This window comes from Pseudoselenomonas ruminantium (assembly GCF_900104055.1).
GTDB classification, from domain to species: Bacteria; Bacillota; Negativicutes; order Selenomonadales; family Selenomonadaceae; genus Selenomonas_A; species Selenomonas_A ruminantium_C.
Genome location: NZ_FNJQ01000021.1, coordinates 14,087 through 39,260, shown reverse-complemented (window position 1 = coordinate 39,260; position 25,174 = coordinate 14,087). Strand labels below are relative to the sequence as shown.

Below are 25,174 nucleotides of genomic sequence, written 5' to 3'. Positions count from 1 at the left end.
GAGGTGTGCTTATGAGTGAATTGCGTTTTATGACGGCCGGGGAATCCCATGGACCGAGATTGACGGCTATCTTGGAAGGCCTGCCGGCGGGCCTGCGGCTTGAAAAGGCGGATATTGACAAGGAACTGGCCCGCCGCCAGCAGGGCTATGGCCGTGGCGGACGCATGAAGATAGAGACAGACAAGGTGGAAGTGCTCTCAGGTGTGCGCTTCCAGGAAACGCTGGGCGGCCCGATAACCCTGCAGGTCATCAACAAGGATTTTGCCAATTGGAACGGGCGCATGGCGGCCTTTGGAGAGCCGGAGGGGGAAAGCGTCACGGCGGCCCGCCCCGGTCATGCAGATCTGACCGGTGTGATGAAATATGACCGTCAGGATGTCCGGGATATACTGGAGCGTTCCAGCGCCCGGGAGACCACCATGCGGGTGGCTGTGGGCGCGGTCTGCAAGGCTTTTTTGCGGGAACTGGGCATAGAAGTGATTTCGCATGTGACCACGATTGGTGGTGTCGATGTTGACTTGTCAAAGATTGACCGCTCAAAGATAGGTACAGATATTGGCTCAGAACTCAACTGTTATGATGCGGAAGCTGAACAGCGGATGAAACAACGCATTGACGAGGCCAAGGCTGCCGGGGATACTTTGGGAGGCATCTTTGAGATTATCGTCAGGGGCCTGCCCATGGGGTTGGGCAGCCATATCCAGTGGGACAGACGGCTCGATGCGCGGCTTTCTGCGGCCATGATGTCCATTCAGGCCATCAAGGGCGTGGAGATCGGTGCCGGTTTTGACTGCGGCAGGCTTCCGGGCAGTGAGATCCATGATGAGGTCTTCGTGGATGAAGCGGGCAAGGTCTATCGCACGACCAACCGCGCAGGCGGTCTGGAAGGTGGCATGACCAATGGGGAGGAAATCGTCCTGAGGGCGGCCATGAAGCCGATCCCGACCTTGATGACGCCGCTGAAATCCATTGATATCAAGAGCCGCGAGGCAGTGCTGGCCTGCAAGGAGCGCAGCGATACCTGTGCGGTGTCGGCCGCATCCGTGGTGGGCGAGGCCATGACGGCCTTTGTCATAGCGCAGGCAATCTGTGAGAAATTCGGCGGGGATGCCCTGGCGGATGTCAAAGCAGCGCTGCAGGCCTACAATGAACGACTGGCAAAGGACTGGTGGCTGCATGCGTAATGTGATCCTGATTGGCTTTATGGGCACGGGCAAGACCAGCACGGGCAAGATGCTGGCCCAGAAACTTGGCTGTGCCTTTATCGATATGGATGTCAAGATTGAAGAAGAAGCCGGTATGAGCATTCCGGAAATCTTTGCTAAATTTGGCGAAGCGCATTTCCGGAAGCTGGAACATGAGCTGGCCGTGCGGCTCGGCAGCCGCCGCAATGCGGTGATCTCCACCGGCGGCGGCACGGTCAAGAACCCGGCGAACATGGAGGCCTTGAAGCAGGGCGGCACGGTTGTCTGCCTGCAGGCGGATGTAGATACGGTGCTGCAGCGTACGCGCTGCCGGGGCACCAGGCCGGTCCTGGATAAGGAAGATACGGGCGACCGGCGGCAGGCGGTGGAAAAATTGCTGGCTGAGCGGGAAAGCCTCTATGCCCAGGCCGATTTTGCCGTGGATACCAGTGATTTGTCGCCTTTGCAGGTGGTAGAGATAATCGTCAAGACGTTGAAGACAAGGGGGGCACTCCATGCGTAAGGTGCGGGTGGATTTAGGCGAAAAAAGCTACGATATCGTGATTGGTTATGGTATTGAGCAGGAAATCATAGACTTTGTGCGGCAGGCGGGTTTCTCGCAGAAGGGGCTGTTGATTACCGATACCAATGTAGGCCCGCTCTATGGCCGGAAAATGCAGAAAATCCTCGAACAGGCGGGGCTGGAGGTAACCCTGGTGCAGATTCCCGCCGGAGAAAAGTCCAAGAGCCTGACGGTGGCCAATGAACTCTTCACCAGAGCAATCGAGGCAGGACTGGACCGCAAATCACCGGTATTTGCGCTGGGCGGCGGCGTGGTCGGTGATCTGGCCGGCTTCGTGGCGGCCTCCTATATGCGCGGCGTGCCTTTTGTGCAGCTGCCCACGAGCCTGCTGGCGCAGGTGGATTCCAGCGTGGGCGGCAAGGTGGCGGTCAACCATGAGTTGGGCAAGAACCTTATCGGTGCGTTCTATCAGCCCAAGGCTGTCTTTATGGAACTGGATTATATGAGCACCCTGCCGCAGCGGGAAATCTACACGGGGCTGGGGGAAATCATCAAATACGGCATCATCTATGATGAGGAGTTTTTCCGCTTTTTAGAGGAAAATCAGGAAAAGGTATTGGCTTTGGAACCGGAAGCCCTGACGCATATGATTGCGCGTTCCTGCGAAATCAAGGCCGCAGTGGTCAGCGAGGATGAAAAGGAAGCAGGTCTGCGCCGCATCCTGAATTTTGGTCATACCATCGGTCATGCCATCGAAAAAGAAACAGGCTATGTGCGCTACAATCATGGCGAAGCCGTGGGCACCGGCATGGTGGGGGCGGCTTATATCAGCGAGAAGTTGGGCTTGATCGGGCCACAGGAATTTGACCGGGTGCAGAAGCTCGTGGCCGCTTACAAGCTGCCCTTGAAGGCGGCCGGGGTGACCGTGGACAATATGTACGTCGATATCTTCCATGACAAGAAGACCATAGGCGGCAAGGTCACCTGGGTACTCATGAAGTCCATCGGTGAAGTGATCTGCCGCAATGATGTGCCGGAGGCCGCTGTCCGCGAGGCAATGGCTGCTGTAGCGGCCAACTGAGCAGGAAATGTGCTTTTTGACGCAATCTGTGCAGATTGACGGTCAAAGCGTTGACTTTGACTGCTGTCCATGGGATAATAAAATCTAGTTGAAATAAATCGCAAATATTGTAATTTGCTGGGAGGGCTTTTTCATGAAAAAACCGATTTTTCGTGGCGCTGGCGTAGCCATTATCACACCGTATACGGAAGACGGAATCAATTTTGCGGAACTGGGCCGCATCATTGATGATCAGATAAAGAATCATACCGATGCTATCATCATCACGGGCACGACGGGCGAGTCGGCTACCATGAGCGATGAGGAACACCGGGCTGCCATCAAATTTGCTGTGGATCATGTAAAAGGCCGGATTCCCGTGATTGCCGGTACGGGTTCCAATGAGACCAGCTATGCAGTGGAACTGTCCAAGTATGCGGAAAGCGTGGGTGCGGATGCCTTGCTGGTGGTGACTCCCTACTACAATAAATGCACGCAGAAGGGGCTGATCGCGCATTATACGGCCATTGCCGATGCCGTGAACATCCCCATCATCCTCTATGATGTGCCGTCTCGTACGGGCGTGGGCATTGCGACGGAGACCTATGTGGAACTGGCCAAGCATCCGAATATCGCAGCAGTGAAGGAAGCCAATGGCGACCTGTCCAAGATCCTGCGCCTGCGGGCGGCTGTGGGCGATGACCTGGTGCTCTATTCTGGCAATGATGACCAGATCGTGCCGATCCTGTCCTTGGGCGGTCAGGGGGTTATCTCGGTGCTTTCCAATGTGGCACCGCAGGAAACCCATGATATGTGTCAGGCATTCTTTGATGGGGACACGAAAAAGGCGGAGCAGATGCAGATCGAGTATGCAGACCTGATCGATGCACTCTTCTGTGAAGTCAATCCGATCCCGGTCAAGGTTGCCATGCGCAAGCTGGGCTATGCTGCAGGTCCCCTGCGTATGCCGCTCTGCGAGATGGAACCCCAGCATGAGGAAAAGCTCGAGGCTGCTCTGCGCAGACATGGGCTGATCAAATAATTCAGGTTTAACGCAAATCCCGCTGATTGCTATCAGCGGGATTATTTTGGCCAAAGAGAGGAAAATTATGCACGGAGTATTTGATATTGTAGGCCCCATCATGATCGGTCCATCCAGTTCCCATACAGCTGGCGCGGTACGGCTGGGGCTGATGGCCCGGAAGATCTTGGGTGAGGAGCCGGTAAAGGCAGAGATCAATCTGCATGGTTCCTTTGCCCGTACCTATCGTGGCCATGGTACCGACAAGGCCCTGATTGGCGGCATCTTAGGCTTTGCCCCGGAGGATGAACGCATTCGCGAGGCCTTGCATATTGCACGGAACAAGGGGCTGGATTTCAGCTTCCAGACCGTGAATCTGGAGGAAGCGCATCCTAATACGGCGGTGATCTTCCTGACCGGTCAGTCCGGGCGTATGGCAAGGGTGACCGGGGCCTCGGTAGGCGGTGGCAATATCGTCATCAGCAACATCGATGGGTACAAGGTGGAATTGACCGGTCAATATCCGGCACTGATCACCATTCACCATGACTGCCCCGGCGTGATCACCAAGGTTACGCAGATACTGGCTCATGCCGAGGTGAACATCGCCTTCATGCGGGTATCGCGGCAGAACCGCGGCGAAACGGCCATGATGATCATGGAGCTCGATGAGCAGCCGGCACCGGAGGTCATTGCTGAATGCCAGCAGGCCGCTGCAGTGCAGTATGCCTTTGCCATTCCGGCTATTTGAGATCTACAAGGGGAGATAAGGAAAGCATGGTAAATTTTAATACGATCGGTGAACTGGCGGCTTTGGCAGCAGAGGCACAGCAGCCTATCCATGAGATTGTCATCCAGCGTGAATGTCATGTCAGTCAAACACCGCGGAATGAAATCATGGAAAGTATGGGGCAGAATTGGGCGACGATGAAGGCGTCCATTGAGCGCGGTATCAGCAATACGGAAAAATCCCTGAGCGGTCTTACAGGCGGCGATGCCAAGAAATTGTTTGCCTACCGCCGGCAGGGCTATATGGGCGAACAGGTGCTCGCGGCTGCGGCCTATGCGGTGGGCATCAGTGAGGTCAATGCGGTGATGGGGCGGATCGTAGCCTGTCCTACGGCCGGTTCCTGCGGCATCGTGCCGGCGGCCCTCTATGCGGCCCAGCAGGAACGAAAGCTGACCGATGAGCAGATGGTCAGGGCACTATTTACGGCGGCGGGCATTGGCATGGTCATCGACCAGAATGCCTCGATTGCCGGAGCCGAAGGCGGCTGTCAGGCTGAATGCGGCACGGCGGCAGGCATGGCGGCAGGCGCATTGGTGGAACTTGCCGGTGGCACGCCGGCGCAGGTCGGCAATGCCGTGGCTTTGGCCATCAAGAATCTTTTGGGCTTGGTCTGTGATCCGGTGGCAGGCCTGGTCGAAGTTCCCTGCGTCAAGCGCAATGGCTTTGCGGCCATCGTGGCCATGCTGGCGGCGGACATGACGCTGGCAGGCATTGACTCCGTTATCCCCGTGGATGAAGTGATCGATGCCATGAACCGCATCGGCAAGGCTCTGCCCAAGAGCCTGCGGGAAACCAGTGAAGGCGGCTTGGCCGTGACGAAAACGGCGCAGGCAATAGAGCAGAAATTGTATGGCTGAGCGGCCGGATAGACAGAGAATCTGCGTAAATTGTTGACGAACCCGTGCTTATCCGCTATAATACGTCGTGTAAGAACGAGAAAGGGGATTACTACTATGGCAAAAGAAGTTATTAGCAAGACTGCTTTAGTTGACAAAGTTGCTGAAGCTGCCGGTGTATCCAAGAAAGACACGAAAGCCGTTGTTGACGCACTGCTCGAAACGGTAAAAGAAAGCGTAAAGGCTGATGCAGAGATCCGTCTGATCGGCTTTGGTACGTTCAAGAAGGCTCATCGCAATGCACGCTCTGGCCGCAACCCGCAGACGGGTGAGACCATCGAGATCGCTGCCAGCGACAGCCTCGCATTCAAATCCAGCGTTAAATACTAATTTGACGGCAGGACCGCCCTCACGAAAGTGGGGGCGGTTTTTTTATCTTCTTGCAGGATTTACAATGTTTTCAGAGAATAAAGAAAACAGTACATGAAATGGAGGGACTGTCGATGAAGAACTACAAGAGTACCAATATCCGCAATATTGCAGTAGCTGGACATGGCAAAACTGGCAAGACTAGTCTGTTGGACGCCTGCTTGTTCAATACAGGCGTGGTGAAGCGGCTGGGCAGCGTGGAAGACGGCACCAGTGCTTTGGATTATGATCCCGAGGAAAGCAAGCGCAAGATGACCATTGGTGACAAACTGGTGGCCTGCGAATGGCGGGACTTCAAGCTGAACTTCATCGACACACCGGGCTATCCCGATTTTGTGGGTGATGTAAAGGGCGCCATGGTGGCAGCCGATAGTGCCTTGATCGTGATTTCGGCCTCGTCCGGCATCAAATCGGGGACGGAAAGTGCCTGGCTCTGCGCCGAGGAGAATGAACTGCCCCGGGCCTTCCTGATCAACAAGATGGACCGGGAACACGCCGATTTCGATGGCGTCGTGGAAGAACTGCGGGTACGTTTTGGTGATGGCGTCGTGCCGGTACAGATTCCCATCGGCAAGGAAGCAGCCTTCCAGGGTGTGGTTGACCTGCTGGCCCTGCATATGAAGATCGTCACCCATGACAATGAAGTGGTGAAGGATGAAGTGCCGGAATACATCAAGGGCGATGTGGAGATTGCCCGACAGAAATTGATTGAGGCCGTGGCTGAATTCAACAACGAACTTCTGGAAAAATATATCGAAGGCGAGGAAATCACTGAGCTGGAAGTGGCCGCTGCCCTGATTGAAGGCATTCAGGCAGGCAAGATTTTCCCGGTGTTCTGTGCATCGGCCAAACAGAATATCGGCATCCGCCAGCTTATGAACGATCTCGTGGAATACATGCCGACACCGTATTTCAAGGTATCCATCGGTACGGATCCGGCCAGCGGCGAGATCAAGGAGCGTCATACGGAAGATGCCTTTTCGGCGCAGGTGTTCAAGACTACCGTGGATCCCTTCGTGGGACGGCAGAGCTTTATTCGCGTGCTGTCCGGGGAGATGAAAGGCGATGCCAGCTATCTCCATGTGAACAAGAACGACGAGGAACGCATTGGCACGCTGTTCACCATGCAGGGCAAGCGGCAGGAGAACCTCTCGCAGGTGGCTGCCGGGGATATCGTGGTCACGACCAAGCTGCAGCAGGTGCGTACCGGTGATACCCTCTGTGACAAGAACAATCCTATCCAGTACGAAGCCATCACTTACCCTGAGCCCATGCTGGAGATGGCGGTGACATCGAAGAAAAAGGGCGAGGAGGACAAGGTCTTCGGGGCGCTGGCCAAGCAGCAGGATGAAGATCCCACCATCGTCGTGCAGAAACGTCCGGAGACCAAGGAGACTTTGGTCAAGGGCGTAGGCGAGGTGCACCTGGAAATCCTCGCCGAACAGCTGCAGCGGAAATTCGGGGCGGAAATGGTGCTGTCCCAGCCTAAGGTGGCTTATCGGGAAACCATCCGCAAGAGCGTGCAGGTACAGGGTCGCCACAAGAAGCAGAGCGGCGGCCATGGCCAGTTTGGCGATGTCTGGCTCGAGATCAGTCCGCAGCCGGCTGGCGAGGGCAATGTCTTTACGGAGAATATCTTCGGCGGCAGCGTGCCCCGGCAGTATATCCCGGCGGTGGAGAAGGGCACGGAAGAGGCTTTGGCGGCAGGTGTGATGGCCGGTTTCCCCGTGGTGGATGTCAAGGTCAATCTCTATGATGGTTCCTATCATTCGGTGGATTCTTCAGAAGCGGCCTTCAAGACGGCAGCCGGCATTGCCATCCGCAAGGGAATCATGGACGCATCGCCAATCCTTTTGGAACCGATTGATACCATCCGCGTGACCACGCCGGAATACTATATGGGCGATGTGATGGGGAAGCTCAACAGCAAGCGAGCCCATATCCTGGGGGTAGACAGTAAGGGCAAGGACATGAGCGAGATTTCCGCCTTGATTCCGGAGGCTGAGCTTTACCGTTTCGCGACGGACCTGCGCAGCCTGACGCAGGGGCGCGGCGCCTACAGCCTGGAATTCACCCGCTATGAGCCGGTGCCGGAACGGGAAGCCGTAAAGATCATCGAAGAACAGCAGAAAAATAAACAGGCATGACGTTGCAGGAGGGAGCAGCCCGGGCGGGGGGTGCTCCCTCTTTTGATTGTCACGGCTCATTTTTTCTTGTATAATGGATGGTACTTGTGAGAATTTAGAAGTTTTGGGGGCCGAATTATGAAGTTTCATCGGATGCGCTATCTGGGCAGTCTGTTTGCGACCTTTATGGGGACGCAATCAGCCCTGCGCCTGCTCTTGTTTACCATTACGCTGTCAACAGTGTCTTTGGGGGTACTGGATGTGTTGCGTACCTTTGCACTGGGGGCTTTTTACGATGCCTGCGCGGCGTTTTTTTTCTGTCTGCCGCTAGCCTTGTTATTGTTGATATTGCCTACCCGTTGGCTGAATCGGAAATGGGGACAGTGGGTGGTACTGGCGGCGGCGTTCCTGATGAATTTCCTGCTGGCCTTCTCTACGGCGGCCCAGTTTTTTTTCTGGCAGGAGTTCCATACCAATTTCAATTTCATCGCCGTGGATTACCTGATCTATACCACGGAAATGATTGGCAATATCGTGGAAGCCTATCCCATGTGGGTCATCATTCCTGCCCTGCTGCTGGCAGCAGGGGCTATGACCTATGGGCAGAGCCGCTTCCTCTGCCCGCCTTTCAATCCCAAGCAGAAGGGACGGCTCCTGCTGGAAATCGTCCTGACGGTCGTCGTGCTGTCGCTGATCACATCCAGCAGCCGGGATGAATGGCGGGAAAAGGTCAGCCCTAATCAATACAATATCGAACTGGCGGGCAATGGTCCTTATGGTTTTGTGCATGCGTTCTTCAGCAATGAACTGAACTACCATCAGTTCTACAAGGAAGCCGGTGAAAATACCGTGCTTTTGAACCTGCGCGGCCTGCTTGCCGCAGATAATGTCAGCTTCAAGGAAGATAACGGCATTGGGCGACGGGTGCAGAACGGAAATGAACTCACTGCCCGTAAACCCAATGTCGTGCTGATTACCGTGGAAAGCCTCAGCTCTGATTACTGCGGCGCTTTTGGCGCGCAGGATTCCTGGACGCCGGAATTGGATAAGCTGGCTGCTGATTCCTATGTCTTTTCCCGCATGTATGCCACGGGCACCCGGACGGTGCGCGGCTTGGAGGCGATTTCCTTGTCGGTGCCGCCGACACCGGGGCAGTCCATCCTGCGGCGGCAGAACTGTGATAATCTGGCCACGCTGGGAGATGCCCTGCGGCAGAATGGCTACCAGACGGATTTCGTCTATGGCGGCTATGGCTATTTTGACAATATGAATGAGTTCTTTGGCAGCAATGGTTATACCATCAAAGATCGCGTGGAGATCCCCAGCGAAGAGATCGTGCAGGAAACGGCCTGGGGGGTAGCCGATGAAGTGCTCTTCAACCAGGTATTGAAATCTATGGATGAACATGCGGCCAAAGGGGAGCGGGCCATGGAAATGGTGATGACCACGAGCAACCATAGCCCCTATACTTTCCCTGAGGGCCGAGTGGAGGCCCAGCAGGGTGAACGGGAAGGTGCGGTGCGTTACACGGACTGGGCCATTGCCGACTTTCTGCGGCGGGCGCAGGAAAAGCCTTGGTTCAAGGACACGGTCTTTGTCATTGTGGCGGACCATCAGGCCCGGGCGGCCGGTAAGACCGAATTGCCGGTGAACCGCTATCATATTCCCTGTATGATTTATGCTCCTGGCATGATTGCACCCGGACAGAATGACCGGTTGATCAGTCAGATGGATTTGGCACCCACCCTTATGGGAATGCTGGGGCTGTCCTATGATTCCCGCTTTATGGGGCGCGATATCTTCCATACGCCGCCGGAGGCCGACCGCATCTTTATCAGTACCTATCAGAGCATGGGCTATATCCGTGGGGATAAGTTGGTAATCCTGGAGCCGGGGCGCCGGGCGGTCACCTATGAGATAACCGATTGGCAAAACAGTATCTACAAGACGGTGCCGGAGGATGAGCAACTGGAAAACGAGGCCATTACCTGGTATCAGGGGGCCAGTGATTTGTTCAACAAAGGCGGATTAAAAATCGGGTTCTGACCTGTCAATTTTCATATTCCTGTGGTAAAATAGAATTGATATACTGTGTGGAGGTTGGAAAAGGCATGGATTTAGGCCGGGATATTTTTACTGGTGTGACGATGGCCGTATGTGCGTTGGCATCTTTTACGGCAGCGGCCAGTATGCTATCGATGGCTGGCATGGACTTTGCCGGCTGTTTTACGGCCAGCGTGCTCCTTGCCCTGCTGGGTACCTTGTGGCTGGTCTGGCGTGGACAGGCGGCCGTGTTTTCCCCTTCGCTTACGGTAACGGGTTATCTTGTCTTTATCGTGGCCATATCCCATGGCATGGGCTGGCAGGTTATCTTAGGGATCTGCTTCTTCGCTTCCCTGCTGGGCTTTGTCTTTTGGCAGGCAGGGCACAGGTTGGGGTTCCCGCCTGTACCGCAGATCTTTCCTTGGGGAATCAAACTGTCGTTGGCGGTGTTCCTGGTCTTCCTGGGGTTGAAGCTGGGACGGATCATCATCACCTCGCCCTGGCAGGTCACCATGCTGGGAGATATGGCAGATCCTTTGTTTTTTTGGAGCATGGCAGGTCTGGCGGTGACCGTGGTCTTGTTAGCTGGCAGGAGACAGTATGCACTTTTCGCCGGCATGCTGGTCACGGCGGTGGCCACTTTAGCGGAAGGCTTTTGGATTATTCCGGCGGCGCCGTTTTTCCAGCCGGAAGGCCTGCAGAAGGTGTCTGGCATGCTAGCCCTGCCGTCGGCAGGAGCAGATGCAGCTTTCTATGGGCTGACGGTATTCAGCCTTGCTGTCATGCTGAGTGCCATTCATGCCAGCAGTTGGACAGCTTTCCTCAAGGGGCAGCAGGTTGCTGCTGGCGTGAAGCGGCTGCTGCTTTTCAATGCGCTGGGGGCCTTGCTGGGTATGACGCCTTTGGTACTTTCCCCGGTGGTGGCGGCGAATCGCGAGGCTGTGCGTGCGAAGTGGGCTGGCCTTGTGGCAGCCGCAGTGCTGGCGTTGGCCTTGTTTTGTGAGCCGGTGCTGGCTGCTATTGCTGATTTTCCGGCGATGGTGGTGCCCGTGTTGGTGGGCGGTGGCTTCCTGCTCTTGCTGGAGGCGCTGCGCGATTGTCCTATGACTGCGGGGGATACCCTGCAGCGGAGAGATTTGTTGACGGTGCTGGTAATGGTGATGATACTCTCCCTGACGGGGGATTTTGCGGCTGCGATAGGGACTGCGGCCATCATCTATGCACTGTGCAGGATTGTAAGTAGAGAGTAAGTTAGGAGTGTACTGTTCGTGTTGTTTAACCGTTATTCGAGATTTGTGCTGGCTGGTTTGTTGGCGGGAGGTTTTGCCTTAGGATGGTCTAATGCGGCAGAGGCCCGGCATATGGCGGTACAGCCAGAGATGGAAACCAAGGTGGATACCAATCATTCCCTGCGTATAGGCGGCGGCTCCCGCGTAGTAGAGCGCGGCAGCCATAACAGCCTGGAGAACCGCGTGGATGCAATCCTGCATCCGCCTGTGGAGAAAAAGGAAATCGGGATGAAAGTCCCGCAGACGGTGTCCGCTTTTGATGATTCCATTATCGGTACGGCGCTTGCCAGTCAGGAACAGTGCGTGAAATATCTGTTGAGTGTCAACCCGCGTCCGGATATTTCGGTTTCGCCGCAAGAGCTGGTTTCCTACTATTATGAAGAAGGTGCCAGAGAGGGCATCCGCCCGGATGTGGCCTTTGCCCAGGCTTTGAAGGAAACGGGTTTCTTCCGTTATGGGGGAACCGTGACGGCGGACCAGAACAATTACTGCGGGCTCGGGACGACCAGCAGCGAGGTAAAAGGGGCATATTTCAGCTCGGCGAAGCTTGGCGTGCGTGCGCAAATCCAGCATTTGCTGGCCTATGCGTCCACCCGTCAGCCGTCAGAACCAGTGGTAGATCCGCGGTATTCTTTGGTACGCAGCTCTTATGGTTCGCGGACGCTCAGCAGCTGGTCTGACCTCAATGGCAGATGGGCAGTGCCGGGGTACTCCTATGGACAGAGCATTATGAGTATGTTTAGGGAGATGCTTTCCCGTTAATGCGTGGTGATGTACTTTTCTTTGGTGCAAAGAAAAGTACCAAAAGAAACAGCGGACTGAAATTCCTTTCGGGAATTTACGTCCGCAGAGCGCCCGTCCTTGGGCGCTAGGCCGGTATGGATTCGATATTATAGAGAGAGGATTTTATTTTATCTATGATTACGACTAATAATGTTAGTTTGCAATTTGGTAAGCGTGTTTTGTATAAGGACGTAAACTTAAAGTTTACGCCGGGGAACTGCTATGGTATTATCGGCGCCAATGGTGCGGGTAAGTCTACGTTCTTGAAGCTTCTGTCCGGGGAGATCGAGCCGACCGGGGGCAACATCGAGATTACGCCGGGTGAGCGTCTGGCTGTGCTGCAGCAGGACCATTATGCTTATGATGACTATGAAGTGCTGCGCACGGTTATCATGGGGCACAAGCGCCTGGTGGAAATCATGGACGAGAAGGATGCGCTCTATGCCAAGCCGGATTTCTCCGAAGAGGATGGCATGAAGGCTTCGGAACTGGAAGCCGAATTTGCTGAGCTCAATGGCTGGGATGCAGAATCCGAAGCAGCCCGCCTGCTCAATGGTCTGGGCATTCCGGAAAATGAGCACACGATGAAGATGGCCGAGCTCACGGCCAAGGAAAAGGTACGCGTCCTGCTGGCGCAGGCCCTGTTCGGCAATCCTGATATCCTGCTCTTGGACGAGCCGACCAACCATCTCGATGTGGAGTCCATCAATTGGCTGGAAGACTTCCTGGCCGGGTTTGAGAATACGGTTATCGTGGTATCTCATGACCGTCACTTCCTGAATCAGGTCTGCACCTATATCTGCGATGTAGACTTCGGTGCAATCCAGCTCTATGCCGGCAACTACGACTTCTGGTATCAGTCCAGCCAGCTGGCTCTGCAGCTGCAGAAAGAGCAGAACAAGAAGGCCGAAGAAAAGATCAAGGAACTGCAGAACTTCATCGCTCGTTTCGCGGCTAACGCTGCTAAGTCCAAGCAGGCTACGAGCCGCAAGAAACTCCTCGATAAGATCAAGGTGGAAGATATCAAACCGTCTTCCCGCCGTTATCCCTATATTGCCTTTACGCCGGACCGCGAAGCTGGCGACCAGCTGCTGCAGGTGGATGGCATTTCCAAGACCGTCGATGGCGAACAGGTACTCAAGAACGTCAGCTTCACGCTGAAGCGCGGCGATAAGGTGGCCTTTGTCGGCCCCAACGGCATCGGCAAGACCATGCTGTTCAAGATCCTCATGGGCGAGGAAGAACCGGATGAAGGTACCTTCAAGTGGGGCGTGACGACGACGCAGGCTTATCTGCCTGCAGACAACTCCGCTTATTTCGATGGCGTGTCCCTGTCCCTCGTGGACTGGCTGCGCCAGTATTCCAAGGATCCGGATGAGACCTTTGTGCGCGGTTTCTTAGGCCGCATGCTGTTCTCCGGTGAGGAGAGCCTCAAAAAGGCTTCGGTGCTCTCCGGTGGCGAGCGCGTGCGCTGCATGCTCTCCAAGATGATGCTTTCCGGTGCCAACGTCCTCCTGATGGATGAGCCCACCAACCACCTGGATCTGGAATCCATCACGGCGCTCAATAACGGCTTGATTTCCTTTGGCGGTACGGCCCTGTTCGTTTCCCATGACCATGAGTTCGTGCAGACCATTGCCAACCGCATCATCGATATCACGCCGGATGGTGTAGTAGACCGTGTGACCACATATGATGACTTCCTGGCCAATGAAACGGTCAAACAGCAATTAGCAGAGAAATACGGCAAGAAATAAACTCAGAATCGGACAAAGATAAAGGAGCCAGTGCTATGCTGGGAAAATTCTTTAACACGCAAACGGAAGATGCCGGGACTGCGGATCGGCTGAAGGAAATGGTGGCAGTGCTCCGCAAGCGGGAAGTGGTCAAGGGGATGACGCCGGAGAAACTGCGGCAGATCCTCGAAGACCTTGGCCCGACCTTTGTAAAACTCGGCCAGGTCATGAGCATGCGTCCAGACTTTTTGCCACCGGAGTACTGCGATGAACTCATGAAGCTGCAATCCGAAGCCAAGCCCATGCCTTACAGCACGATCCTCGGGGTGATCGAGAAGGAGTATAACCGGCGCTGGAATCAGGTTTTCTCCTATATCGATGAGGAGGCCATCGGTTCAGCCAGCATCGCGCAGGTGCATAAGGCTGTGCTGACCACCGGGGAGAAAGTGGTGGTGAAGGTACAACGGCCGGGCATTTATGAGATCATGAGCAAGGACATCGTCCTGCTGAAGCGGGCGGCCACCCTCCTGAAGGTGGTCAGCCGCTCCCAGGATGTCATTGACTTCAATATGGTGCTCGATGAAATGTGGACCATTGCCAAGCAGGAAATGGATTTCCTCATGGAGGCTGACCATATCGAGGAATTTGCACACCTCAATCAGGATGTGGACTATGTTACCTGTCCGAAGGTCTACCGCAACTTGTCCATGCAGCATATATTGGTCATGGAATATGTGGATGGCATCTGCATCGATGATTTTGCCAAACTCCGGGAGCGGGGCTATGATATCAACACCTTAGGCCGGCGCCTGGGCGAAAACTACGTGCGGCAGATCATTGAGGATGGCTTTTTTCATGCCGATCCCCATCCGGGGAATATCTGGATTCGCAATGGACGGATCGTGTGGCTGGACTTGGGCATGATGGGACGCCTTTCTGGCCGGGATCGGGCAGCTATCCGCAAGGCAGTCTACTCGCTAGCGCATCACGATACCTTTGAGATGAAGGCCGCAGTGCTTTCCCTGGGGGTTGTCAGGGGAAAGATCAATCATACGGCCCTTTATCAGGATATCGATGCCATGCTGGCGCAGTATAGTTCCCTGGATTTCAGTGAATTGCAGATGGGGGTGCTGACACGTCAGATCATGAATCTGATGCGGGTGCATCATATTGTCTGCCCGCAGGGATTGTCCATGTTCGCCCGGGGCGTGCTGACAGTGGAAGGCGTTATGCGCCTCTGCTGTCCGAAGGTTAGTTTCGTGGAAATCTTTGCCCGCAGTCTCGCGGTGGATTACAAGAAGAATTTTGACTGGAAGGATGAGCTGGAAAAGGCCAAGCAGGAAGGGCTGATGCTCTTGAAGAAATCAGCCCAGCTGCCAGAGCAGATTTCGGACATCCTCAAGATGACCATGAGCGGCCAGACCAAGGTGAATCTGGATGTGACGGGTTCAGAAGAGCCGCTGCGGCATCTGGATCGCATGATCAACAAGCTGATCCTGGCACTTTTGGTGGCGGCATTGCTTTTGGGTTCAAGCACGATCTGCACGACGCAGATGACACCAAAGATCATGGAGATTCCCTTATTGGGATTCTTGGGATATTTGATAGCCTTTATACTTAGTCTGAGGATTATATGGGAAATTCACAGGGGCGCATAGGAGGAATGACTTATGAGAGGAATTCGTGGAGCAATTGGTGTAGGTGAGAACAAGAAGGAAGAGATCTGGCAGGCGGCAAAGATGCTGCTGTCCCAGATCCTGCGGCGCAATAAGGTGAAGCCGGAGGATATCGGAGCTTGCATCTTCAGCTGCACCAGTGACCTTACGGCAGGTTTTCCGGCAACGGGAGCCCGCCAGATGGAGGGATTTGACAAGGTGCCACTGTTTGATACCCGTGTGCCGGACGTAGACGATGCTATGGAACGCTGCATCCGTGTACTGCTGTTGGTGGATACGGATATCAAGCAGGCGGACATCCAGCATGTTTATATGGGCAAAGCACAGGAGCTGCGCCCGGATTTGCGAAACTTCTGAGCTTCATTTTGAGAAAACGTAATTATATATAATCGTTTCTTAAAACATCATAAAAAAAATTAATGGAAAATGCGCAAAGGGACTGTACATTTTCCGTTATTTTTTGTAGAATGATGTTTGTGAATAAACAATCTTGTTACAGGTAAGGAGAGAGACACATTGAGTAACATCGATACTACTTGTGTAAATGCTATCCGCGTTCTGGCAGCTGACGCTGTACAGAAAGCAAATTCCGGTCATCCGGGCCTGCCCCTGGGCAGTGCTCCTATGGCTTATGAGCTGTGGGCTAACCATATGAACCACAATCCGCAGAACCCCCAGTGGGCTAACCGCGACCGCTTCATCCTGTCCGGCGGACATGGTTCTACGCTGCTCTATTCCTTGCTCCATTACTTTGGTTATGGCCTGACCATGGACGACATGAAGAACTTCCGTCAGGATGGTTCGCTGACTCCTGGTCATCCGGAATACGGCCATACGGTAGGTGTTGAAGCTACGACTGGCCCGCTGGGCGCTGGCATGGGCATGGCTGTAGGTATGGCTATGGCTGAAGCACATCTGGCTGCTGAGTTCAATCAGCCGGGCTATGATGTGGTTGACCATTACACCTTCGCACTGGGCGGCGATGGCTGCATGATGGAAGGCATTTCCTCCGAGGCGTTCTCTCTGGCAGGTACTCTCGGTCTCTCCAAACTCATCATCCTCTACGATTCCAACAACATCTCCATCGAAGGCAGCACGGATATCGCCTTCACGGAAAATGTGGAAAAACGCATGCAGGCTTTCGGCTTCCAGACGCTGACGGTTGAAGACGGCAATGACCTGGCAGCCATCGGCAAGGCTATCGAAGCAGCCAAGGCTGATAAAGAGCATCCGTCCTTCATCACGGTCAAGACGCAGATCGGCTATGGCTGCCCGGCTAAGCAGGGCAAAGCCAGCGCCCATGGTGAGCCGCTGGGCGTGGACAACGTTAAGGCACTCAAGGAAAACCTGGGCTGGCCGGAACCGGACAAGAGCTTCAACATCCCGCAGGATGTTTATGACCATTATAAGGAACTGGCTGCCAAAGGTGCTGCTGCAGAAGAAGCTTGGAACAAGCTCTTTGCTGACTACTGCGCGAAGTTCCCGGAACTCAAGGCGAAATGGGATGAATTCCATGCACCGGTTGATGCCAAGGCTCTGCTGGACAACGAAGAATTCTGGGCTTATGAAGATAAAGCACAGGCAACCCGTGCTGTTTCCGGCACCATGATCAATCGCCTCAAGGACATCCTGCCGAACCTCTTCGGCGGCAGTGCTGACCTGGCTCCGTCCAACAAGACGGATATGAAGGATGCCGGCGACTTCTCCAAGGATAACTATGCTGGCCGCAACCTGCACTTCGGTGTGCGTGAGCTGGCTATGGCCGCTATGGCGAACGGCATCACGCTGCATGGTGGTCTGCGTAACTATGTGGCTACCTTCTTCGTGTTCAGCGATTATATCAAGCCGATGGTACGCCTGGCTGCACTGATGGGCCTGCCTGTGACCTATGTCCTCACGCACGATAGTATCGGTGTTGGCGAAGACGGCCCAACGCATGAGCCCATCGAACAGCTGGCTATGCTGCGTTCCACCCCGAATGTCAACGTATTCCGTCCGGCTGATGCTACGGAAACGGCTGCTGGCTGGTATCTGGCTGTGACCAGCGAAAAGACGCCGACGGCTCTGGTACTGACGCGTCAGAATCTGCCGCAGCTGGCTGGTTCCTCCAAAGAAGCACTCAAGGGTGCTTATGTCGTATCCGAAGCAAAAGATGCTGCGAACATGGATGGCATCATCATCGCTACGGGTTCTGAAGTTTCCCTGGCTGTGGAAGCTCAGGCCAAACTGGCTGGTGAAGGCGTGGATGTCCGCGTCGTTTCCATGCCCTGCATGGATCTCTTCGAACAGCAGAGTGCTGAATACAAGGCCAGCATCCTGCCGAAAAATGTCCGTGCCCGCGTAGCCGTGGAAGCTCTCGGTGACTTTGGCTGGGGCAAATACGTAGGCCTTGATGGTGCTACGGTTTCCATGAAGGGCTTCGGCGCTTCCGCACCGGCTGGTGTTCTCTTCGAGAAGTTCGGTTTCACGGTTGACCATGTGACTGAAGTGGTACGCAAGGTCGTAGCTGACAATAAATAACAGACTTCATGACAAATGCCAGGCTTTTTCTAAGTCTGGCATTTGTTGTATTTGTTATAGTTTTTGCTGGTTTAACACTAGCAGAATTATCCGAAATAGTGTACAATATTAGAGGTGCGATTTTTTCGCGAAATTTTATATGTGTGGAGGGAAACAATCCATGAAAAAAATTGTTCAGATGTTGCTCACTCTTTGCATGGTTGTGCTGAGTGCTCAGGTTGCTTTTGCCAATGCCGATAAGGTGACGGTACAGGAAGGTGCAGATATCACGGCTGTGAAGCGTATTGCTGTAGCAGCGCCGTTGTATATGCCGCGAGATGACAAGGCTCCCAACAAGGATATGCTGACGCAGATTGTGTCGGACGCCAGCCGCGTGTCCCGCAGCTATGTGATTTCTTATGATGCAGTGGCTGAGGGCATCAAGACGGCTACCAATGTGGACATCAAGTCTTTGGACCGCCGTCAGGCAGCCAAGGTCTACAAGGAAAATGTAGCAAATTATGCCGATGCTTATGTGGTACTGACGGTAGCCAATAATAGCCGCACGGCCTTCTTTTTTGACGTGTTCAAATCCGGCACGAACGAACTCCTCTACACTTATGAGATCCGTGCTAACAAGAGCGAAGGCGATACGGTGAATACCTTCAACAATCTCTGCGAACAGTTCTATAAACATTTAGACCGCAGCGCTGAGGAACAGGTTAAAGCCGAAAGCAAAAAGAAATAAAATAAAGGAGACAGGCTCCAGATTTTTGGGGCTTTGTCTCCTTTTTTCGTTTATTCACTTGGCTTAGCCAGATAGATGGGCTTTATCTTGGCGGATTCGGCAGTGGATTTATCAATATAGCCATTGCGCACCATGGCGTCAATCACGATGAACTGCCGTTTCTTGGCCAGCATGAAATCCACATAGGGTGAGTAGAGTGAGGGGGCATTGGGCGTGCCCGCCAGCATAGCCGCTTCCGGCAGTTTGAGATCGCTGGGCTTCTTGTCGAAGTAGCCTTTGGCTGCCGGGCCGATGCCATAGAAGTTGGAACCGTAGTAGATGGTGTTGAGGTAGAGCTCAAGGATCTCGCTCTTGCTGTAGTTCGCTTCCATATCCAGCGAAAGCAAAAGTTCCTCGGCTTTGCGGCCAAAGGACTGCTCATGTGAGAGAAAGAGATTCTTGACTAGTTGTTGCGTGATGGTGCTGGCTCCTTCGGTGACTTCGCCATATTGCAGATTGACGAGGGTGGCCCGCATGATGCCCTGCACGTCAAAGCCATAATGGCTGTAGAAGCGGTTGTCTTCCACGGCGATGATGGCATTCTGCATATCCTCGGGAATATCCCGCAGTTTGACATAGTGTTCTTTGTCAATTCGCGCGTCTACCGCCCGCTTGAGGAAAATCATGCGGCTGAGGCGGTCGATGGTGGAGATTTCCTGGGGAGCATCCGTCTGTTGATTGGCAGGCAGCACGGCTTCGAGTCTGGGCAGGAAATCACCTACATGCTGCCAGGTACGCGGCGCAAAGAAGGTGAAACCGCCCGCGAGGAAAAAGGCCAGGAAGAAGACCAACGCTAAAAGAAAAATAAAGCGGAAAAATTTTCGGTAAATTCGTCGTTTTTTATGTTTTTTCATAATGCACCTCTAGTAAAACATTCAATTACAGTATAGCATGTTTTTTTATAAATAGGGGTTGCAATTTTATGCATGATAGTTGTATAATTATAAACATAGTTTACAGGGTACAGTTGATAAATCGAAAATAACGGAAAGTCAATCCGTGTTGACAGGTCAAAATGATACCAGAGGAGGATTTCTCTATGAAGGTCAGCGTTATCGGAGCTACCGGTTATGCCGGAGCTGAACTGCTGCGCTTGCTCTATCAGCATCCGCAGGCGGAAGTGGTCCATATCACTTCCGAAAGCCATACCGGCGAAAAGATTGCCAGTCTTTATCCGCATCTGCGCGGGCTCTATGATATGGAGCTGGAGAGCATGAAGGATATCGAGCGCATTGGCAGGGATAGCGATTTCGTCTTTATCGGCCTGCCCCATGGCCATGCCATGGAAGTCGGACGGGCACTGGCAGGGATGCCGGTGCGCATCATCGACTTAGGTGCGGATTACCGGTTCGCTGATACGGAAATCTATGAGGCCTGGTATCATGTGCCGCATACCCATCAGGACGCCGAACGGGTTTATGGTCTGGCAGAGCTCTATCGGGAGCAGATAAAATCCGCCAAGATCATCGGCAATGCCGGCTGCTTCACAACGGCCAGCATCTTAGCTCTGGCGCCATTGGCCAAGCAGCATCTGATCGATGTCAACACCATCATCGTCGATGCCAAGTCCGGCGTGTCCGGAGCAGGGCGCGGCGCCAAGCAGGCCAACCACTTCCCGGAGCTTTATGATAACTTCCGGGCTTATAATGTGGCCAAGCACCGACATACGCCGGAGATTGAGCAGGCGCTGACGGATCTTTCCGGGGAAAAGGTTCTGCTGAACTTTACGCCGCATCTCGTGCCCATGTCCCGCGGGATTCTCTCCACCTGCTATGCCAATCTCAAAGAGGGCGTAACGGCTGATCTGGTCAGCGCCGCCTTTGAAAAGCTTTATGGCAAGGAATACTTCATCCGCCTGCTCGGAGCGGGGGCCTATCCTTCGACCAAGGAAGTGCGCGGTTCCAACTTCTGCGATATCGCCTGGCATGTGGATGAGCGCACGGGCCGCGTGATCGTGCTCTCGGCCATCGACAACCTCGTGAAGGGAGCAGCGGGACAGGCAGTACAGAATTTCAATATCGCCTGCGGCTTTGAGGAACGTATGGGATTGGATTTCGTACCCCTTTATCCCTGATTGAAGCAATAGATAAGAATTTTTGGGAGGAATATTCATGTTTAGTGATGCACATAAAAAAGCGGGGGTTACCTACCCGCAGGGATTCCAGGCTGCTGGCGTCAAGGCCGGCATCAAGAAGAGCGGTAATCTCGATGTAGCCGTTATCTATACGGAGAAGGAAGCGGCAGTTGCCGGCACCTTCACGCAAAATGCGGTAGCTTCGGCGCCGGTCCGCGCTTCCAAGAAGGTTGTGGCTACGGGCATGGCCCATGCCATCACGGCTAATGCAGGCTGCGCCAATGCCTGCACGGGGGAGCAGGGCGAGAAAGACGCTGCAGCCATGCAGGATATCACGGCTACGGCTCTGGGCTGCAAGGCCGATGATGTAGTTGTGGCATCCACGGGCGTTATCGGCGTGAACCTGCCCATGGACAAGATGGAAACGGGCATCAAGCAGGCCATCAAGGAACTGTCCAGCGAGGGCAGCGAGAATGCCGGCAAGGCCATCATCACGACGGATACCTATTCCAAGGCCTGCGCTACGGAAATCACGTTGGGCGGCAAGGAAGTGCGCTTCGGTGCCATCGCCAAGGGTTCCGGCATGATCCAGCCCAATATGGCCACCATGCTCTGCTTTATCACGACGGATGCAGCCATTGACAGCAAGCTTCTGCAGAAAGCCCTGTCGGAAATCGTGGAAGTTTCCTTCAACATGATTTCCATTGACGGCGATATGAGCACCAACGATATGGTCATCGTACTGGCTAACGGTGCCGCTGGCAATGCCAAGATCACCGAGGAAAATGAAGACTATGAACTCTTCAAGAGCACGCTCAAGGATATCTGCCAGGAACTTTCTAAGAAGATTGCGGCCGATGGCGAAGGCGCAACCAAGTTCCTGACCATTTCCGTAAGCGGCGCCAAGAGCTTTGCCGATGCCAAGACCATTGGCATGAGCGTAGCCAAGAGCCCGCTGGTAAAGACGGCCTTCTTCGGCGAGGACCCCAACTGGGGGCGAGTTATCTGTGCCGTGGGGTATGCCGGCGTGCCCATGGATCCTAATAAGACCGTGGTGAAGTTCGGTGGCATTCCCGTTTATGCCAACGGTGTCGGCGCAAAATATGATGAAGCAGAACTTCGCAAGGTCATGGAAGCCCACGATATCGTGATTGGTATCGACATGGGCGAGGGCGATGCTAAAGCTGACATCTGGAGCTGCGACTTCTCTTACGAATACGTGAAGATCAACGGCGAATACCACACCTAAGGAGGCAGGGCGATGTTTACAGCAGAGGACAAAGCGGCCATCCTGGTGGAGGCCCTGCCCTATATCCAGCAGTTCTACGGCAAGACCATCGTCATCAAATACGGCGGCAACGCCATGATTAACGATGACCTCAAGGAAAAGGTCATGCAGGATATTGCCCTGATGAAATACGTGGGCATCCGCCCGGTCATCGTCCATGGCGGTGGCCCGGATATCACGGGCTTTCTCAAGAAGGTGGGCAAGGAGTCGGATTTCGTAGCCGGCCTCCGGGTGACCGATGAGGAAACCATCGAGATTGCGGAAATGGTGCTCGATGGCAAGGTCAACTCCGAAATCGTCAACCTGCTGAACCGCCGCGGCGTAAGGGCCGTGGGGCTCAGCGGCAAGGATGCAGGTCTTATAAAGGCCCGTAAGAAACTGGCCACAGTCTACGAGGGCGAGGACACTAAATCTGTGGATATCGGCTATGTAGGCGAAGTGGAGCAGGTGGATACAGGCATCCTCGAAGACTTACTGAAGCAGGGCTATGTGCCCGTTATCGCACCGATTGGTGTAGGGGATAACGGCGAGAGCTACAATATCAATGCTGACTATGTGGCGGCCGAGATTGCCGGCGCCCTGCAGGCGGAGAAATTACTGCTGCTGACGGATATTGAAGGCATCTATAAGGACTTCAACGACAAGTCAAGCTTCATCTCCACACTGCATCTGCCGGATGCCCGCCAGTATATCAAAGAAGGCATCATCGCTGGAGGCATGATTCCGAAGGTGGAAGCCTGCCTGACTTCACTGGAGCAGGGCACGGGCAAGACGCATATCATCGATGGGCGCCTGCCGCACTCCATCATTTTGGAAATCTTTACCTCCCGGGGCATTGGCACCCAGGTGGTGCGTTGAATAAAAGGGAGAAATTATGCAGGAACAGGAAATTTTTGCGGAGGACCAGGCAAGTTACCTGCCGGTCTTTAACCGCTATAAGATCGTCCTCGACCATGGCGATGGCGCCTATGTCTGGGATATTAACGGTAGGAAGTATCTGGACTTCTTGGGGGGCATTGCGGTAAATGTGCTGGGCCATAACAATAAGGCTCTGGTTGATGCCGTAGCGGAGCAGGCAGGAAAACTCATCCATTGCTCGAACCTCTACTACACCCAGCCACAGGCCGATGCGGCGGCCAAGCTTGTGAAACTCAGCGGCCTGGATAAAGCCTTCTTCGGCAACTCCGGCGCGGAGGCAAACGAAGGGGCCATCAAGATTGCCCGCAAGTATGGCTATAGCATCAATCCCGAAAAGACGGAAATTATCTCCGCCTGGGACAGCTTCCATGGCCGTACCATCGCCACGCTGACGGCTACGGGCCAGCCCCATTACCATGAGGGCCTCGGGCCACTGCCTGAGGGGTTCAGCTATGTGCATTACAATGACATTGCCGAGCTCGAAGAAAAGATTAGCGACAAGACTGCGGCAGTGATGCTCGAAACCATTCAGGGGGAAGGCGGCGTGCATACGCCGGATGCAGATTACCTCAAACAGGTACGGTCCCTTTGTGACAAGCACGGCGCTCTGCTGATCCTCGATGAGATTCAGGCGGGTATCGGCCGCAGCGGCAAGTTCTTCGCCTATGAGAACTACGGCATCAAACCCGATATCGTAACCTTGGCCAAAGGTTTGGCGGGCGGCGTGCCCATCGGTGCCTTCATCGTTACCGACAAGGTAGCCAAGGCCTTTAAGCCCGGCGACCATGGCACGACCTTCGGCGGCAATCCGCTGGCCTGTGCCGCAGCCAATGTGGTACTTGATACGGTGCCGCAGGAAAGCTTCCTTAAAAATATTCAGTCTGTGGGCAAATATTTTAAGGATAAATTGCAGGAATTAGCCAACAAATATCCAAACTATATCGTGGATGTGCGTGGCGAGGGCCTGATTCTCGGTGCAGAACTCAAAGAGGCCGACCATGGCCGGGATATTGTCAATGACTGCCTGGCGCAAGGTCTGATTATCAACTGCACGGCTGGCAAGGTTTTGCGCTTTATCCCGCCACTGATCATCACCACGGCACAGATTGATGAAGCATTTGCAGTAATGGACGAAGTAATCGGCAAATATGCCGAATAAGGGGGCTTTGGATGTTAAAAGGACGCGATATGTTATCCATCCACGAACTTTCCGTGGATGAAGTGCAGGAAATCCTGGCTTTGGCGCATGAACTCAAGGCCAAGCAGAAGGCGGGGATCGAACATCATCTGCTTAAAGGCAAGACCTTGGGCATGATATTTGAAAAATCCTCCACGCGAACCAGAGTTTCCTTCGAAGTGGGCATGTACCAACTGGGCGGTCAGGCATTGTTCCTGTCCAACCGCGATTTGCAGCTGGGCCGCGGCGAACCCATCAAGGATACGGCCCGGGTGCTCTCCCGTTATCTGGACGGCATTATGATCCGTACCTACGGGCACGATAGAGTAGAGGAACTGGCTAAATACGCGGATATTCCCGTAATCAATGCCCTGACCGATTTGCTCCATCCCTGTCAGGTATTGACGGATTTGCTGACCATTCAGGAGCATAAGGGCAAGAACCTCAAGGGGCTCAAGATGGCCTATGTGGGGGATGGCAACAATATGACCAATTCCTACATGTATGGCTGTGCCAAAGCGGGCATGACCTTTGTGGCAGCTACGCCGGCAGATTACAAGCCTGATGCTACCGTGACCAAGCTGGCCAAAGAAGATGCCAAGCTCACGGGCGCCAGCATTGAACTCGTGACAGATCCGGTGGAAGCGGTCAAGGGCGCCGATATCGTGGTCACGGACACTTGGGCCAGCATGGGGCAGGAAGAGGAGCATGATGCGCGCAAGAAGATCTTCGCGCCTTATCAGGTCAACAAGGAACTTCTAGCTCATGCAGACAAGCGGGCTATCGTGATGCACTGCCTGCCGGCTTACCGCGGCGAGGAAATCACCGAGGAAGTCCTCGAAGCCAATGCCCATGTGATTTTTGACGAAGCAGAAAACCGCCTCCATACCCAGAAGGCCATTATGGCTTTGACTATGGGTTAAAAAGCCTTCCCC

The 25,174-nt window shown here is 54.2% G+C and carries 22 protein-coding genes; 21 read left to right on the top strand and 1 reads right to left on the bottom strand.

Translation table 11 applies throughout. The features are described 5' to 3' along the window. Window positions 1-11 precede the first annotated feature (11 nt). From aroC to BLQ59_RS09520, 16 genes are all read left to right on the top strand, one after another. A complete protein-coding gene (gene aroC / locus BLQ59_RS09595) occupies window positions 12-1,184 on the top strand; it encodes a chorismate synthase (protein WP_074572731.1) in 1,173 nt (390 codons plus the stop codon). Continuing rightward, window positions 1,177-1,707 (top strand): shikimate kinase, encoded by a 531-nt coding sequence (locus BLQ59_RS09590; RefSeq protein ID WP_074572730.1) that lies wholly within the window; start codon window positions 1,177-1,179, stop codon window positions 1,705-1,707. Before aroC ends, BLQ59_RS09590 begins: the two co-directional genes overlap by 8 nt. Next, entirely contained in the window at window positions 1,700-2,788 is a 1,089-nt protein-coding gene (gene aroB, locus BLQ59_RS09585; RefSeq protein ID WP_074572729.1) for a 3-dehydroquinate synthase, read from the top strand. The genes BLQ59_RS09590 and aroB overlap by 8 nt, the downstream gene beginning before the upstream one ends. A gap of 133 nt (window positions 2,789-2,921) precedes the next feature. Then, a complete protein-coding gene (gene dapA, locus BLQ59_RS09580) occupies window positions 2,922-3,809 on the top strand; it encodes a 4-hydroxy-tetrahydrodipicolinate synthase (protein WP_074572728.1) in 888 nt (295 codons plus the stop codon). 67 nt (window positions 3,810-3,876) lie between these two features. Beyond that, entirely contained in the window at window positions 3,877-4,539 is a 663-nt protein-coding gene (gene sdaAB / locus BLQ59_RS09575) for an L-serine ammonia-lyase, iron-sulfur-dependent subunit beta (RefSeq protein ID WP_074572727.1), read from the top strand. Window positions 4,540-4,565: 26 nt separating this feature from the next. Further along, on the top strand, window positions 4,566-5,435 hold the full coding sequence (gene sdaAA / locus BLQ59_RS09570) for an L-serine ammonia-lyase, iron-sulfur-dependent, subunit alpha (RefSeq protein WP_074572726.1): 870 nt from the start codon (window positions 4,566-4,568) through the stop codon (window positions 5,433-5,435). Window positions 5,436-5,531: 96 nt separating this feature from the next. Continuing rightward, the gene (locus tag BLQ59_RS09565) at window positions 5,532-5,804 is read left to right on the top strand and encodes an HU family DNA-binding protein (protein ID WP_014425160.1); all 273 of its coding nucleotides are present in this window, start codon (window positions 5,532-5,534) and stop codon (window positions 5,802-5,804) included. A 113-nt stretch (window positions 5,805-5,917) separates the two neighbouring features. Further along, on the top strand, window positions 5,918-7,990 hold the full coding sequence (gene fusA, locus BLQ59_RS09560; protein ID WP_074572725.1) for an elongation factor G: 2,073 nt from the start codon (window positions 5,918-5,920) through the stop codon (window positions 7,988-7,990). A 117-nt stretch (window positions 7,991-8,107) separates the two neighbouring features. Next, window positions 8,108-10,015, top strand: a complete 1,908-nt coding sequence (locus BLQ59_RS09555) for an LTA synthase family protein (RefSeq protein WP_074572724.1) — start codon at window positions 8,108-8,110, stop codon at window positions 10,013-10,015. Window positions 10,016-10,080: 65 nt separating this feature from the next. After that, the gene (locus BLQ59_RS09550; RefSeq protein WP_074572723.1) at window positions 10,081-11,262 is read left to right on the top strand and encodes a hypothetical protein; all 1,182 of its coding nucleotides are present in this window, start codon (window positions 10,081-10,083) and stop codon (window positions 11,260-11,262) included. An 18-nt stretch (window positions 11,263-11,280) separates the two neighbouring features. Further along, window positions 11,281-12,063 carry a glucosaminidase domain-containing protein gene (locus BLQ59_RS09545; protein WP_074572722.1) on the top strand — a complete coding sequence of 261 codons (783 nt, stop codon included), beginning with the start codon at window positions 11,281-11,283 and terminating at the stop codon, window positions 12,061-12,063. 155 nt (window positions 12,064-12,218) lie between these two features. Next, a complete protein-coding gene (locus BLQ59_RS09540; RefSeq protein WP_074572721.1) occupies window positions 12,219-13,841 on the top strand; it encodes an ABC-F family ATP-binding cassette domain-containing protein in 1,623 nt (540 codons plus the stop codon). Window positions 13,842-13,876: 35 nt separating this feature from the next. Continuing rightward, the gene (locus BLQ59_RS09535) at window positions 13,877-15,478 is read left to right on the top strand and encodes an ABC1 kinase family protein (RefSeq protein ID WP_074572720.1); all 1,602 of its coding nucleotides are present in this window, start codon (window positions 13,877-13,879) and stop codon (window positions 15,476-15,478) included. 12 nt (window positions 15,479-15,490) lie between these two features. After that, window positions 15,491-15,853, top strand: a complete 363-nt coding sequence (gene aroH, locus BLQ59_RS09530) for a chorismate mutase (protein ID WP_074572719.1) — start codon at window positions 15,491-15,493, stop codon at window positions 15,851-15,853. A gap of 159 nt (window positions 15,854-16,012) precedes the next feature. Next, window positions 16,013-18,016 (top strand): transketolase, encoded by a 2,004-nt coding sequence (gene tkt, locus BLQ59_RS09525; protein ID WP_074572718.1) that lies wholly within the window; start codon window positions 16,013-16,015, stop codon window positions 18,014-18,016. 160 nt (window positions 18,017-18,176) lie between these two features. After that, window positions 18,177-18,743: a coenzyme F(420) biosynthesis enzyme gene (locus BLQ59_RS09520; RefSeq protein ID WP_074572717.1), complete on the top strand. Its 567-nt coding sequence runs from the start codon at window positions 18,177-18,179 to the stop codon at window positions 18,741-18,743. Window positions 18,744-18,793: 50 nt separating this feature from the next. Here the strand turns inward: BLQ59_RS09520 and BLQ59_RS09515 are convergent, their stop codons facing one another. Further along, on the bottom strand, window positions 18,794-19,636 hold the full coding sequence (locus tag BLQ59_RS09515; protein ID WP_074572716.1) for a transglycosylase domain-containing protein: 843 nt from the start codon (window positions 19,634-19,636) through the stop codon (window positions 18,794-18,796). Window positions 19,637-19,821: 185 nt separating this feature from the next. Here BLQ59_RS09515 and argC point away from each other — a divergent pair, with 185 nt between their 5' ends. Genes argC through argF form a run of 5 tightly spaced genes read left to right on the top strand, consistent with a single transcriptional unit; the run spans window position 19,822 to window position 25,162 of the window. Further along, entirely contained in the window at window positions 19,822-20,856 is a 1,035-nt protein-coding gene (argC, locus tag BLQ59_RS09510) for an N-acetyl-gamma-glutamyl-phosphate reductase (protein WP_074572715.1), read from the top strand. A 37-nt stretch (window positions 20,857-20,893) separates the two neighbouring features. Continuing rightward, window positions 20,894-22,105 (top strand): bifunctional glutamate N-acetyltransferase/amino-acid acetyltransferase ArgJ, encoded by a 1,212-nt coding sequence (gene argJ / locus BLQ59_RS09505; RefSeq protein ID WP_074572714.1) that lies wholly within the window; start codon window positions 20,894-20,896, stop codon window positions 22,103-22,105. Between the two features lie 12 nt (window positions 22,106-22,117). Then, window positions 22,118-23,002 carry an acetylglutamate kinase gene (argB, locus tag BLQ59_RS09500; protein ID WP_074572713.1) on the top strand — a complete coding sequence of 295 codons (885 nt, stop codon included), beginning with the start codon at window positions 22,118-22,120 and terminating at the stop codon, window positions 23,000-23,002. A gap of 16 nt (window positions 23,003-23,018) precedes the next feature. Continuing rightward, a complete protein-coding gene (locus tag BLQ59_RS09495) occupies window positions 23,019-24,221 on the top strand; it encodes an acetylornithine transaminase (RefSeq protein WP_081342526.1) in 1,203 nt (400 codons plus the stop codon). An 11-nt stretch (window positions 24,222-24,232) separates the two neighbouring features. Further along, complete coding sequence (gene argF / locus BLQ59_RS09490) at window positions 24,233-25,162, top strand: ornithine carbamoyltransferase (RefSeq protein ID WP_074572711.1); 930 nt, start codon at window positions 24,233-24,235, stop codon at window positions 25,160-25,162. Window positions 25,163-25,174: the final 12 nt, after the last annotated feature.

Bases quoted from the DNA above. Each gene is read 5' to 3' on its own strand.
- aroC (WP_074572731.1), top strand. From the start codon at position 12: ATGAGTGAATTGCGTTTTATGACGGCCGGGGAATCCCATGGACCGAGA.
- BLQ59_RS09590 (WP_074572730.1), top strand. From the start codon at position 1,177: ATGCGTAATGTGATCCTGATTGGCTTTATGGGCACGGGCAAGACCAGC.
- aroB (WP_074572729.1), top strand. From the start codon at position 1,700: ATGCGTAAGGTGCGGGTGGATTTAGGCGAAAAAAGCTACGATATCGTG.
- dapA (WP_074572728.1), top strand. From the start codon at position 2,922: ATGAAAAAACCGATTTTTCGTGGCGCTGGCGTAGCCATTATCACACCG.
- sdaAB (WP_074572727.1), top strand. From the start codon at position 3,877: ATGCACGGAGTATTTGATATTGTAGGCCCCATCATGATCGGTCCATCC.
- sdaAA (WP_074572726.1), top strand. From the start codon at position 4,566: ATGGTAAATTTTAATACGATCGGTGAACTGGCGGCTTTGGCAGCAGAG.
- BLQ59_RS09565 (WP_014425160.1), top strand. From the start codon at position 5,532: ATGGCAAAAGAAGTTATTAGCAAGACTGCTTTAGTTGACAAAGTTGCT.
- fusA (WP_074572725.1), top strand. From the start codon at position 5,918: ATGAAGAACTACAAGAGTACCAATATCCGCAATATTGCAGTAGCTGGA.
- BLQ59_RS09555 (WP_074572724.1), top strand. From the start codon at position 8,108: ATGAAGTTTCATCGGATGCGCTATCTGGGCAGTCTGTTTGCGACCTTT.
- BLQ59_RS09550 (WP_074572723.1), top strand. From the start codon at position 10,081: ATGGATTTAGGCCGGGATATTTTTACTGGTGTGACGATGGCCGTATGT.
- BLQ59_RS09540 (WP_074572721.1), top strand. From the start codon at position 12,219: ATGATTACGACTAATAATGTTAGTTTGCAATTTGGTAAGCGTGTTTTG.
- BLQ59_RS09535 (WP_074572720.1), top strand. From the start codon at position 13,877: ATGCTGGGAAAATTCTTTAACACGCAAACGGAAGATGCCGGGACTGCG.
- aroH (WP_074572719.1), top strand. From the start codon at position 15,491: ATGAGAGGAATTCGTGGAGCAATTGGTGTAGGTGAGAACAAGAAGGAA.
- BLQ59_RS09520 (WP_074572717.1), top strand. From the start codon at position 18,177: ATGAAAAAAATTGTTCAGATGTTGCTCACTCTTTGCATGGTTGTGCTG.
- BLQ59_RS09515 (WP_074572716.1), bottom strand. From the start codon at position 19,636: ATGAAAAAACATAAAAAACGACGAATTTACCGAAAATTTTTCCGCTTT.
- argC (WP_074572715.1), top strand. From the start codon at position 19,822: ATGAAGGTCAGCGTTATCGGAGCTACCGGTTATGCCGGAGCTGAACTG.
- argJ (WP_074572714.1), top strand. From the start codon at position 20,894: ATGTTTAGTGATGCACATAAAAAAGCGGGGGTTACCTACCCGCAGGGA.
- argB (WP_074572713.1), top strand. From the start codon at position 22,118: ATGTTTACAGCAGAGGACAAAGCGGCCATCCTGGTGGAGGCCCTGCCC.
- BLQ59_RS09495 (WP_081342526.1), top strand. From the start codon at position 23,019: ATGCAGGAACAGGAAATTTTTGCGGAGGACCAGGCAAGTTACCTGCCG.
- argF (WP_074572711.1), top strand. From the start codon at position 24,233: ATGTTAAAAGGACGCGATATGTTATCCATCCACGAACTTTCCGTGGAT.